At 33.1% G+C, this 12,034-nt stretch carries 11 protein-coding genes; 8 read left to right on the plus strand and 3 right to left on the minus strand.

What is annotated here, in order from left to right; genetic code table 11:
• Window positions 1-20 precede the first annotated feature (20 nt).
• Window positions 21-248 (minus strand): hypothetical protein, encoded by a 228-nt coding sequence (locus Q4Q35_RS14545; RefSeq protein ID WP_303278723.1) that lies wholly within the window; start codon window positions 246-248, stop codon window positions 21-23.
• 416 nt (window positions 249-664) lie between these two features.
• Here Q4Q35_RS14545 and Q4Q35_RS14550 point away from each other — a divergent pair, with 416 nt between their 5' ends.
• A complete protein-coding gene (locus tag Q4Q35_RS14550) occupies window positions 665-997 on the plus strand; it encodes a hypothetical protein (RefSeq protein ID WP_303278724.1) in 333 nt (110 codons plus the stop codon).
• On the plus strand, window positions 987-1,502 hold the full coding sequence (locus tag Q4Q35_RS14555; RefSeq protein WP_303278725.1) for a sigma-70 family RNA polymerase sigma factor: 516 nt from the start codon (window positions 987-989) through the stop codon (window positions 1,500-1,502). The genes Q4Q35_RS14550 and Q4Q35_RS14555 overlap by 11 nt, the downstream gene beginning before the upstream one ends.
• Window positions 1,503-1,791: 289 nt before the next feature.
• Here Q4Q35_RS14555 and Q4Q35_RS14560 read toward each other — a convergent pair whose 3' ends face one another.
• Window positions 1,792-2,262 (minus strand): ankyrin repeat domain-containing protein, encoded by a 471-nt coding sequence (locus Q4Q35_RS14560; protein WP_303278726.1) that lies wholly within the window; start codon window positions 2,260-2,262, stop codon window positions 1,792-1,794.
• An 81-nt stretch (window positions 2,263-2,343) separates the two neighbouring features.
• Complete coding sequence (gene katG / locus Q4Q35_RS14565; RefSeq protein WP_303278727.1) at window positions 2,344-4,536, minus strand: catalase/peroxidase HPI; 2,193 nt, start codon at window positions 4,534-4,536, stop codon at window positions 2,344-2,346.
• A 235-nt stretch (window positions 4,537-4,771) separates the two neighbouring features.
• Here katG and tpx point away from each other — a divergent pair, with 235 nt between their 5' ends.
• The 6 genes from tpx (at window position 4,772) to ribB (ending at window position 12,027) form a co-directional block, all read left to right on the plus strand.
• On the plus strand, window positions 4,772-5,269 hold the full coding sequence (gene tpx, locus Q4Q35_RS14570) for a thiol peroxidase (RefSeq protein ID WP_303278728.1): 498 nt from the start codon (window positions 4,772-4,774) through the stop codon (window positions 5,267-5,269).
• Between the two features lie 22 nt (window positions 5,270-5,291).
• Window positions 5,292-5,660 (plus strand): diacylglycerol kinase, encoded by a 369-nt coding sequence (locus Q4Q35_RS14575; RefSeq protein WP_303278729.1) that lies wholly within the window; start codon window positions 5,292-5,294, stop codon window positions 5,658-5,660.
• Window positions 5,661-5,722: 62 nt separating this feature from the next.
• Entirely contained in the window at window positions 5,723-8,095 is a 2,373-nt protein-coding gene (locus Q4Q35_RS14580) for an FtsK/SpoIIIE family DNA translocase (protein WP_303278730.1), read from the plus strand.
• 13 nt (window positions 8,096-8,108) lie between these two features.
• A complete protein-coding gene (gene lolA1, locus Q4Q35_RS14585) occupies window positions 8,109-8,744 on the plus strand; it encodes an outer membrane lipoprotein periplasmic chaperone LolA1 (protein WP_303278732.1) in 636 nt (211 codons plus the stop codon).
• A 111-nt stretch (window positions 8,745-8,855) separates the two neighbouring features.
• On the plus strand, window positions 8,856-10,832 hold the full coding sequence (locus Q4Q35_RS14590) for an LptF/LptG family permease (protein ID WP_303278733.1): 1,977 nt from the start codon (window positions 8,856-8,858) through the stop codon (window positions 10,830-10,832).
• Window positions 10,833-10,860: 28 nt separating this feature from the next.
• A complete protein-coding gene (ribB, locus tag Q4Q35_RS14595) occupies window positions 10,861-12,027 on the plus strand; it encodes a 3,4-dihydroxy-2-butanone-4-phosphate synthase (RefSeq protein WP_437439749.1) in 1,167 nt (388 codons plus the stop codon).
• Window positions 12,028-12,034: the final 7 nt, after the last annotated feature.

Raw genomic sequence — 12,034 nt, forward strand, 5'->3', positions numbered from 1 at the left:
TTCTATTTAAAGTTACCTTTCTATAATTCAAAATCAAATAATTCTTTGGGATGGATTTCTAAGCCTTCAGCTAAAGACAAGATTGTTTTCATAGAAGCTCCATGCTCTCCTTTTAGCACACGATATACTTGCTTAGGTTCTATTTTACCTATTGAAGCAACTGTCATGACGTCTTTATTATACTTTTCAAGTAATAATTTCAGATGCTTTCCAAACGCCTTGTAATATGCTTTGTTCGTTTTCTTCACTTTGTGAAGTTGTGGTTTTTTTCAAAATAATAATTGTCAAATTTGACAATATGATAATTATTTTTATATTTGTTTTTTAATCAGTTCTATTAGTATTGAACTGTAATTTTTATATTTGCGATTCTTCGTATAGAAAATATTTGAAGTCATCGCTTTGAATCTCGTATCAGAAAACTAGTAATTTTTAAGCAACGAGAAGATAAGTAAGATGCTCACGTCTTTAGGCGTGGGCTCGCTTATTGTTGCTCGGTATACTAGTACCTCTGATGCGATAAGTTGAGTTCCACGCCTTTTTTATTTCCATATATAAAAGGGTTTATAAGGTATATACCTCATTTTTTAGGCAGAATTAACCTTCTGGTATTTTCAACTTACATTTTTTAAGTATTACTAATTATAAAATAATGTAATTATTTATGGAAAAAACAGTAGCCCTTGCATCCCCAGATTGTTTAAACATACCTAATCATTATGCTATTATTGCTACATTGTTTGTGTTATTAGATAGGTCTGGGTTATCTAAAACTGTTATAAAACATTGCAAATTGGGGTTAAAAATTGTTGCAACTTTTTACGATTACCCAGAAGGTAACTCACAATCCAAACCTTTATCCGCCAAAGAGTTTAATGCCTTTTTTTCTTTTTTCCCGGCTTCATTTGTCAACTCTAGAGATTCTATTCCTATAGGTACGATTCTCGATGCGCTACTTTTATGTATAAAATCCAATAAGATTACCCATGTTAAATAATAGCCAGAAAGACGTTCCTTTTCAAGAGCTTTTTAAAAGCTTATATCCACAACTTTGCGTACTTGCTTATAGGTATGTTAACGATATGGAACTTGCCAAAGATCTGGTACAGGACGTGTTTCTTAATCTATGGAAGGATAACATCGCTTTTGTTAACCATAACCATGCTACGGGCTATTGTTACAATGCTATTAAAAATAAATGCCTGGATTTTATAGCATGCAAAGAAGATACAGGTACAGAACCTTTTTTGCTTGTAAATAAGGAAATTTACAAATTGGAATCCTTTTTTATGTCTCAAGCTGTGGTTATTGAAACAACTGCTATTATAAATAATGTTGTAGATGCCTTACCAGATAAAACATCTCAAGAAGTAATTAAATTGGGTATAAAAGATTATACCAATAATGAGATTGCCAATGAATTATCTATTTCTGTTAATACCGTTAAGAAGCTTAAAAAAAAGGCATACCTCAAATTAAAAAAACTTTTTGGCTATAAATAAAAAAATAAAAACACTCCTACTGGTGCCAGTTCAATGTCATTAAGTTAAGGGTTTTAACACCTCAATTGTCCGGTTGAGCGCAGTCGAAACCTCTTTATTTATTAGAATGATGAGTTCTCGACTGCGCTCGAACAGACATAAATAGCCTTAATTTAATGACATTGGGTGCCAGTTTGTAGCTGGTACCCACAAGTTGCTATGTCCTATATTTTTAAGGCTAAGACAAAAAATCACGGATTGTAAATCCACGCTTGCAAATAGAACAGAAATCCAAACTGTATAAATTGTACTATTCCAAAAACCCAACAATATCTCCAAATCCTTTTTCCTTAGCATAATCCAAAGCGATTTTACCCTCATTATCCTTAAGGCCCTTATCTGCCTTATGCTCTAACAGCAATGCAACCATATCTTGTTGATTATACATAGATGCAAAAATTAAAGGTGTCGTTCCATTGGAGTTTTTAACATTCACATGTGCTCCGCTTCGTATTAAATATGCTGCTAAAGCTATATTCCCTTTAAATGATACACCAATTAAAGCCGTATTCCCCGAAGCATCAGTAGTATCAATAGGAGCATTATGTTCTATTAACGTTTTTACTATAGCTTCTTTATCAAAATAAGACGCAAAAATCAAGGGTGTAAAACCTCTGGCATCTTTAGCATTTACCAAATCTGGATTTGATTTGAGCAGCGTTTCAACCTGTTCTTTATTACCTGACTGTATGGCGCCAAAAAAAGTATCTGTATTGTTCATATATAATTTAGTTGTATAAAAATTGGGATAAGCATAACTAAACACATACCCCAATTTAACTATTATTAGTCACTTAAAATATCAATCTAAATCAAAACGATCCAAGTTCATAACCTTAGTCCAGGCTTTAACAAAATCGTTTACAAATTTCTCTTGAGCATCATCGGCACCATAAACTTCTGCAACAGCTCTTAACTCAGTATTCGATCCGAAAATTAAATCGGCTCGGGTTCCAGTAAATTTCACAACTCCTGTTCTACGGTCACTACCTTCAAATAATGTATCATCATTAGAAGTTGCTTTCCATGTATAGGTGAAATCTAGAATATTCGTAAAGAAATCATTAGTTAAACTATCAACATTATCTGTAAATACGCCATGATTAGATCCATCATAATTAGCACCTAACACACGTAAACCGCCTATTAAAACTGTCATTTCCGGAATAGAAAGCGTTAGTAAGTTAGCCCGATCCACTAATAAATTTTCTGCAGCTACTTTTAAATCCGATTTAATATAATTCCTAAAACCATCAGCTTGTGGTTCTAAATGTCCAAAAGATTCAACATCTGTTTGTTCCTGAGACGCATCTCCTCTACCTCCCGTAAAAGGTACAGTTACATCATGCCCAGCATTTTTAGCAGCCTGCTCTACTCCTACAGAACCTCCTAAAACAATTAAATCTGCTATTGAAATAGTACCACTAAAATCTTTCTGAATACCATCATAAACAGCAAGCACTTTTGCTAACTCCAAAGGATTATTAACTTCCCAGTTTTTTTGAGGAGCCAAACGAATACGACCTCCATTAGCCCCACCGCGCATATCCGAACCTCTAAACGTAGATGCCGAAGCCCAGGCAGTGGTTACTAATTGCGATATAGACAAACCAGAAGCAAGAATCGCATGTTTTAAAGATGAAATATCATTATGACTCAAAGTATAATCAACCGCAGGAATAGGGTCTTGCCATAATAATTCTTCGTTAGGTACTTCGGGGCCTAAATAGCGAGAAATTGGCCCCATATCACGATGTGTTAATTTATACCAAGCACGTGCAAATGCATCTTCAAAAGCTTTGTGATCTTTATGGAAACGTTTTGAAATTTCTAAATACGTTGGATCAACTTTTAAGGCCATATCTGCATCGGTCATCATTAAAGCTTGCTTCTTAGAAGCATCGCCTGCTGTAGGTGCCATTCTGGCTTGTGACTCTTTTGTAGGTGTCCATTGGTTTGCTCCCGCTGGACTTTTGATTAACTCCCAATCGTAATTTAATAACACATCAAAGAAATCATGATCCCATTGAGTAGGGTTTGGTGTCCAAGCCCCTTCAAGACCACTTGTAATAGCATCATTTAAAACACCCGTATTATACGTGTTTTTCCATCCGGTGCTCATCTCTTCAATAGAAGCACCAGCAGGTTCAGCCCCTACATATTTGTCTGGATCTGCGGCACCATGTGCCTTACCAAAGGTATGACCTCCGGCAGTTAGAGCCACGGTTTCTTCATCGTTCATAGCCATACGTCCAAAAGTTTCTTTTATAAGTTTGGCAGTACCTAACGGATCTGATGCTCCGTTTGGCCCTTCTGGATTTACATAAATTAGCCCCATATGTGACGCTCCTAAATGCCCTTCTAGATCTTCACCATCTTCAAACCGTTCTTTATTACCTAACCACTCAGTTTCCGATCCCCAATAAACATCTTGTTCCGGCTCCCATATATCTTCACGACCACCTGCAAAACCAAATGTTTTAAAGCCCATAGATTCTAAAGCACAATTACCTGCAAGAATCAACAAATCGGCCCAGGAAATTTTCTTACCATATTTCTTTTTTATTGGCCAAAGCAATAAACGGGCTTTATCTAAATTTCCATTATCTGGCCAACTATTTAATGGAGCAAAACGTTGGTTTCCTGTAGCACCACCACCACGACCATCACCTACACGATAAGTCCCTGCACTATGCCATGCCATACGAATCATAAAAGGGCCATAATGTCCATAATCTGCTGGCCACCAGTCTTGCGAGTCTGTCATTAAATCAATAACTTCTTGCTTTAAAGTTGGAAAATCAACACTATTAAATGCATCAGTATAATTAAATTCCTCTCCCATCGGATTAGACTTCACGCCATTTTGACGGAGGATATTTAATTTTAGTTCATTTGGCCACCAATCTCTATTTCTTGTACCACTACCTGCCGTTTCTTTTTGAGTCCCACCCATAAATGGGCATTTACTAATATCACCACTTTTTGTATCCATTTATATTTTATTTTATTGATTATTTTAATTCGCTTAAACAAACTTAATTTTTAAGTAAGAAAAATTAGTGTTTTATTTATATTTATAAGTTATAAAATAATAGTTAAAATTTATCGATATATTATTTTCAATAGTTTTTTACAATGATTTCAATTGTTTTATAATAATTTCAAGAATTAGTATTTCAAAACAACTTTATATGCTTATTTTTAAAGTTTAATTAAATACATAAATTATGGCAACAGTTACCTTAAAAGGAAATTCGATAGAAACATCTGGAAACTTACCACTAGTAGGAAGTTCAGCTCCAGATTTCACATTAACAGCAACCGATTTATCAACTAAAACTTTAAACGATTTTAAAGGGCAAAAATTAGTTTTAAATATTTTTCCCAGCATAGACACAGGTACTTGTGCGCAATCTGTTAGACAATTTAACAAAGAAGCTAGTCAATTAGAAAACACTAAAGTACTATGTATCTCTCACGATTTACCATTTGCACATGCTCGCTTTTGTGGTGCCGAAGGATTAGATAACGTAATTAGTTTATCCGATTACAAAGATGGTAGTTTTGGAAAAGCCTACGGATTGAATTTTATCACAGGCCCATTAGAAGCGCTACATTCTAGAAGCGTTATAATAGTAGATGAAAATGGTACTGTAAAATATACTGAGCAAGTTCCGGAAACTGTCGATGAACCAAACTATGCAGCAGCTCTTGAAGCTTTATAATATATTAAACCTTCTTTAGTAGATGGCAAAAAAAGAATCCTTTATAGTAAATCGGTTAAAAAGTGTTGGTTATGCTTTTAAAGGTGCTTTACTACTGTTAAGAACAGAGGCTAGTATTAAAATACAATTTGTAATTGCTATAATACTTACATTCGTAGGGTTTTATTATAATATTTCACCCACCGAATGGGTTATTCAACTGCTATGCATAGGGGTTGTAATGAGTATAGAAGGTGTAAATACTGCGATAGAAGCCATAGCCGATTTTATTCATCCAGAACATCACAATAAAATAGGGCTTATAAAAGATATCGCAGCCGGTGCTGTTTTTATCGCCTCTTTTTTTGCTATCATTATTGGTTTTATTATTTATATCCCAAAGATTTTTTAAATACTATACCTTTAGGATAAACGTTAGTAATTTGTATTTTTGTTTAAACTAACAACGCATTAATGGCGAAGAAAAGAACCAAGACTAAAAAACCACCAAAACAAAAAATTAAAAAGCCAAGTTTTAAGCTTTCAAATCAGCAAAAGTTGGTTTTTGGTAGTTTACTCGTTATATGTGGTGTTTGGTTGTGTATCGCTTTTGTCTCGTATTTCTTCACAGGAGAAGCAGACCAAAGTATTATAAATACATTTCCTTCCAGAACTTCGGGGACTCAAAATTGGGTAAGTCAATTTGGTGCCTGGGTTAGTGAGTTTTTTATTCAACGTGGTTTTGGTGTTGCTTCATTTATATACTCCGGATTAATCTTTTTATCTGGGATATATGTTTTAATGAATCTTAATAAATCTAAATTAAGAAAACATTGGTTTTGGGGTATTTTAATTACTATTTGGTTATCTGTTCTTTTAGGTTTTTTCGGAAACAAAACAGATTTCCTTGGTGGTACTATAGGTTTCGAAGTCAACTCATATCTTCAAGATTATATTGGTAAAATAGGTGTTTTACTCTTACTTTTATTAGGGTTAATAACTTATTTAGCCATTCGTTTTAGAGTCACTTTTGAAAGTTTAGCTAACATTTTTAAATCTGCTAAAAAGGATATTAAAAATGAAGTTTCTGACTTAAAAAATGATTTGATTATTCCTTTAGACAATAATTTATCTGAAGAAGCCGAATCTATAAAATCTGCTTTTGAAATTCCGCTGCAAAATACCGCCACAGAGAAACCTGAAAAAGATGTAGCTCCTTTGGAAGTTAAAGTAGTTCCAAAAGAAGAGGAAGAAGAACCAGAAGTTGAAATGAAAGTCGAAGAAATTGCAGAAGAAGTTTCTGAAACCAATAATTTAGCGAATAAATTAGTGGATGATTTTGGACTATTCGACCCTACTCTTGAGTTAGCAAAATATCAATTTCCACCTCTGGATCTCTTAAAAAAATATGATTCTGAAAGCATCACCATAAATCAAGAGGAATTAGAGGAGAACAAGAATAAAATTGTTGAAACTTTAAGCAATTATAAAATTGGTATTGCCAGTATTAAAGCGACTATAGGCCCTACTGTTACTTTATATGAAATAGTTCCAGAAGCCGGAATTCGTATTTCAAAAATTAAAAATTTAGAGGACGATATTGCTTTATCACTATCTGCTCTCGGTATTCGTATTATTGCTCCTATCCCTGGAAAAGGTACTATAGGGATAGAAGTACCAAATAAGAACGCTACGATTGTTTCTATGCGATCGGTTATTGCATCTAAAAAGTTTCAAACTTCAGAAATGCAACTTCCTATAGCGTTAGGAAAAACGATTAGTAATGAAACCTTTGTAGTCGACCTTGCAAAGATGCCCCATTTATTAATGGCTGGTGCTACCGGACAAGGTAAATCGGTAGGTTTAAACGCTGTTTTAACGTCTCTACTATATAAAAAACACCCGGCAGAAGTTAAATTTATTTTAGTCGACCCTAAAAAAGTAGAACTGACACTTTTTAATAAAATCGAACGTCATTATTTAGCTAAACTACCAGATAGTGAAGATGCCATTATAACTGATAATACTAAAGTTATAAATACATTAAATTCTTTATGTATTGAAATGGATAACCGTTACGAGCTTTTAAAAAATGCAATGTGTAGAAACATTGCGGAGTACAATGCAAAGTTTAAGGCTCGTAAATTAAACCCCAATGATGGACATCAATTTTTACCATACATTGTTTTAGTTGTTGATGAGTTTGCAGATTTAATTATGACAGCTGGAAAAGAGGTTGAAACTCCTATAGCGCGTTTAGCCCAATTAGCCAGAGCGATAGGAATCCACTTAATCATAGCAACACAACGACCATCTGTAAATGTTATTACTGGTATTATAAAAGCAAACTTTCCTGCTCGTATAGCATTTAGAGTAACTTCAAAAATAGATTCAAGAACTATTTTAGATGGCTCTGGAGCCGACCAATTAATTGGTCGTGGTGATATGCTTTTTACACAAGGTAATGATGTTATTCGTATACAATGTGCTTTTGTAGATACACCAGAAGTCGAAAAGATAACCGATTATATAGGGTCTCAAAAAGCCTACCCAGATGCCTACCTCTTACCAGAATATGTAGGTGAAGAAAGTGGCACAGGTATTGATATAGACATATCAGATAGAGATAAACTATTTAAAGATGCCGCAGTCGTTATTGTAACAGCACAACAGGGATCTGCTTCATTATTGCAGCGAAAACTGAAACTGGGCTACAATAGAGCAGGTAGATTAATTGATCAATTAGAAGCGGCGGGCATAGTAGGTCCTTTTGAGGGTAGTAAGGCAAGACAAGTTTTGATTACCGACCTCATTGCCTTAGATCAACATTTAGAAAATGAGATATAATTAAAATTTGAAAATGAAACATATTACCACATACTTATTTATTCTTTTAACTGTTAATGCTTTCGCACAAAACAAAGCCAAAACATTATTAAATAACGTTTCTAAAAAAGTAAAAAGCTATGAAAGTATTTCAATAGGCTTTAAATACACACTAGAAAACACATCCGAAAATATAAAACAGGAAACCAGAGGAGATGTTACCCTAAAGGGTGATAAATATAAATTAAATATTCTCGGAGTTACACGTCTTTACGATGGAAAAACACTTTATACTATAAGCCCTGAAGATGAAGAAGTAACTATTTCATCAGAAAAAGATGAGGAAGAAGGCGCTATAACACCAAGTAAAATGTTGTCTTTTTATGAAGATGGTTACATGTATGATTTGGATATAGAACAAAACATAAAAGGCAGAAAAATACAGTATATCAAATTAACACCTATTGACTCAAACTCTGAAATAAAATATATTCTGTTAGGTATCGATGCTCAAACCAAACATATATACAATTTAATACAACTTGGAAAAAACGGTACAAAAACAACATTCACTGTTAATTCTTTTAAAACAAATGAGCCTTTATCGGAAACCTTATTTACCTTTGATGCCAACAAGTATAAAGATTATTACATTAATAAATTAGATTAACTAAATACTTGTGAAACTGGTACTAATCAATTTTAAAAATATTTTTATCCTTAAAAAGGATTCTTATATAAATGTTACATCTGACTATAAAAAAACAATACGTGTAAGCAGATGAAAATATTAGACAGATACATCTTAACTACATATCTTAAAACTTTTATCAGTGTGTTTATAATACTCATGCTGATATTTATTTTGCAGACTATTTGGCTTTATATTAAAGAACTTGCTGGTAAAGATTTGGACATTATAGTCATAGTTAAATTTTTAGTTTACTTCATGCCCAAGTTAATTCCCTTAGTATTGCCGCTCACTATATTACTGGCATCAATTATGGTTTTTGGGGCGTTCGCAGAAAATTATGAATTTGCTGCCATGAAATCAACAGGCATTTCGTTACAGCGCGCCATGTCCGGGCTTAGTATTTTTATCGTTACATTAGGTATCATCACCTTTTTCTTTTCAAATAATGTTATTCCTTGGGCAGAACTCAACTCTTATAACCTACGCAGAAACATTGCTAAACTTAAACCCGCTATGTTACTAGCCGAAGGCCAATTTAACGAAGTCGGTACTTATAATATAAAGTTTGATGATAAACATGGTGATAACGATCAATATTTAACAGATATTACCATACATATTAAAGGAAAAGATGGCAAAAAAAATGCTACTACTATAAAATCTAAAACTGGGGAACTAGCTAGCGAAAAAAACTCAAATGTTTTAAAGCTTATATTATTTGATGGTAATTATTATACAGATTTAACACCTAAAAAGATAAAAGCAAGAAATAAAAAACCGTTTGCAAAAAGTACTTTTGAAAAATATATTATCAATATAGATTTATCTAAACTTAATAATGTCGATTTTGATGAAAAATCACAAACCGATAAATACAACATGCTTGATATTATAGGATTAAACAAAACCATAGATTCCCTCACTGCAAAAGCAGAATCTGATTATCAAATACTTTCAACAAATTTATTTAAACGCTCTGGTGTTTCTAAAAAGATTTCAACTAAAAAGGATAATGATTCTATTTATACTGGAAATCTTTTAGATATTTTTAGCCTCACACAAAAATCTGAGTTGGTCGATCTTGCCAAAAAATCGATTACCAGTGCCAAGCAAATTATTGCTTCAAAAGAAATAACAAGGAAAAATTCTAAGATCGGGCTTAATAAACATATTATATCATTACATGAAAAATTCGCATTAGCGTTTGCCTGTATTATTCTGTTTTTTGTTGGAGCTCCATTAGGTGCCTTAATACGTAAAGGAGGCATTGGCCTTCCTATGGTAATAGCTATACTACTATTTTTAACCTATCATTTTATTGGTATTTTTGCAACAAATAGTGCAAAAAGTGGTAACCTTAGTCCTATATTAGCTAGTTGGTTTTCCACCTTGACCATGCTGCCACTTGGAATCTTTTTAACTAAAAGAGCTACGGCAGACAGAGGTTTATTTGAAAGTGAAGGTATTTTGAAACCGCTAAAAAAACTATTTGGGATTAAAACTAAGGAGGTTAAAATTATACCTGCCGATTTTGATGTATCTTCAAAAGACTATGAACTACTCGCCTCTTATAACAATGAAAAGCTTATAGATATACTTAAAAACTACAAACAATATGATTATGATGTGAGTTATAAAGACATGTCATTATCTATACTAGAAAGTAGAGGCGTTACTAAACAAGAATTAAAAATTAGTGGTAATTTTTCAAATCAGAAGTATGAAGAAGCTATTCGCTTAACATCTGCTTTTGAAGAGGATTCTAAACTAGCTTTTATTCTATACATCATTGCTGCAATTTTAAACTTAGCAGGTTTTATTTTAAAGAACAACACCTTCCCCACACTTGGAATTACATTAGTTGTTATAGGTAACACAATAGCAGTCATCTATCTTATTGCTTTAATAAAGTCATTCAACAATCAATCTAATTTTAATAAACTGATTGATAAAAGCTCGATCAACAATGCCATTATTTTTATTCTTGTTGGTCTACCATTATATGCAGTTTATTTCTTTCTTCAAAGAAAAAAAATTAAAGAAGATTTAAATCAAATAAATTAGATCAAAAATTTAACAATACCTTTGCACTATGATTGCAGAAGATACCATGACACAAAAAACTACCTCTAAATTTAAATTAAACACCATACACGAAGCTATTGACGATATTAGAAATGGCAAAGTGATTATTGTTGTTGACGATGAAAATCGTGAAAATGAGGGTGATTTTGTCGCTGCTGCCGATAAGGTAACACCACAAATGATAAACTTTATGGCGACTCACGGCAGAGGTCTTATATGTACACCGTTGACAGAAAACAGATGTAAAGAGCTAGAGCTTAATATGATGGTGCGTAATAATACCGATCCTATGGAAACTGCTTTTACAGTTTCGGTAGATTTAAGAGGTGATGGTGTTACAACAGGTATTTCTGCAAGCGACAGAGCCAAAACGGTTAAAGCTTTAATCAATCCAGATACGAAACCATTTGAATTAGCACGACCAGGACACATCTTTCCTTTAGTAGCTAAAGAAGGTGGTGTTTTAAGAAGAACAGGGCATACCGAAGCTGCCATTGATTTTGCAAGATTAGCAGGTTTAAAGCCTGCCGGTGTTATCGTAGAAATCATGAATGAAGATGGTACTATGGCGCGCTTACCGGAACTTATGGACGTTGCTAAAAAACTGGATTTAAAAATCGTTTCTATCGAAGATTTAGTTGCTTATAGAATGCAACACGACTCTTTAATTGAAAAAAAGGAAGACTTTCAAATAGAAACTCGCTTTGGAAGTTTTAGATTAAGAGCCTACAATCAAACAACTAATAATCAAGTACATATAGCATTAACTAAAGGGAGTTGGAAAGATGATGAAAATGTACTAACAAGAATAAATTCTAAATTAGTTAACAACGATATTTTAGGTACACTTACAAATAACCTCGACAAGAAATTAGATGATATGTTTAAGGTTATTAATGATGAAGGCAAAGGGGCTATCTTATTTATTAATCAGCAAATCCAGAGCAGGAATATCTTAAAGCGTTTAAATGTTTTAAAAGAAAATCAAGTGGCTGGTAAATTAACTAAAGCTCCTCGTATTGAAATGGATATTAAAGACTTTGGCATCGGTGCTCAAATACTACATGATTTAAATATTCATAAACTAAAATTAATTTCTAATACCGAAGCACATACTAAACGTGTTGGTTTAATAGGCTATGGTTTAGAAATTGTAGACTATATAAAATATTAACTATTAG

Source organism: Flavivirga aquimarina (genome assembly GCF_030540835.1).
Lineage (GTDB): Bacteria > Bacteroidota > Bacteroidia > Flavobacteriales > Flavobacteriaceae > Flavivirga > Flavivirga aquimarina.

What these genes read in the sequence shown, in the direction of transcription:
- Q4Q35_RS14550 (WP_303278724.1), top strand. Translation starts at nt 665, where the DNA reads ATGGAAAAAACAGTAGCCCTTGCATCCCCAGATTGTTTAAACATACCT.
- Q4Q35_RS14555 (WP_303278725.1), top strand. Translation starts at nt 987, where the DNA reads ATGTTAAATAATAGCCAGAAAGACGTTCCTTTTCAAGAGCTTTTTAAA.
- Q4Q35_RS14560 (WP_303278726.1), bottom strand. Translation starts at nt 2,262, where the DNA reads ATGAACAATACAGATACTTTTTTTGGCGCCATACAGTCAGGTAATAAA.
- katG (WP_303278727.1), bottom strand. Translation starts at nt 4,536, where the DNA reads ATGGATACAAAAAGTGGTGATATTAGTAAATGCCCATTTATGGGTGGG.
- tpx (WP_303278728.1), top strand. Translation starts at nt 4,772, where the DNA reads ATGGCAACAGTTACCTTAAAAGGAAATTCGATAGAAACATCTGGAAAC.
- Q4Q35_RS14575 (WP_303278729.1), top strand. Translation starts at nt 5,292, where the DNA reads ATGGCAAAAAAAGAATCCTTTATAGTAAATCGGTTAAAAAGTGTTGGT.
- Q4Q35_RS14580 (WP_303278730.1), top strand. Translation starts at nt 5,723, where the DNA reads ATGGCGAAGAAAAGAACCAAGACTAAAAAACCACCAAAACAAAAAATT.
- lolA1 (WP_303278732.1), top strand. Translation starts at nt 8,109, where the DNA reads ATGAAACATATTACCACATACTTATTTATTCTTTTAACTGTTAATGCT.
- Q4Q35_RS14590 (WP_303278733.1), top strand. Translation starts at nt 8,856, where the DNA reads ATGAAAATATTAGACAGATACATCTTAACTACATATCTTAAAACTTTT.
- ribB (WP_437439749.1), top strand. Translation starts at nt 10,861, where the DNA reads ATGATTGCAGAAGATACCATGACACAAAAAACTACCTCTAAATTTAAA.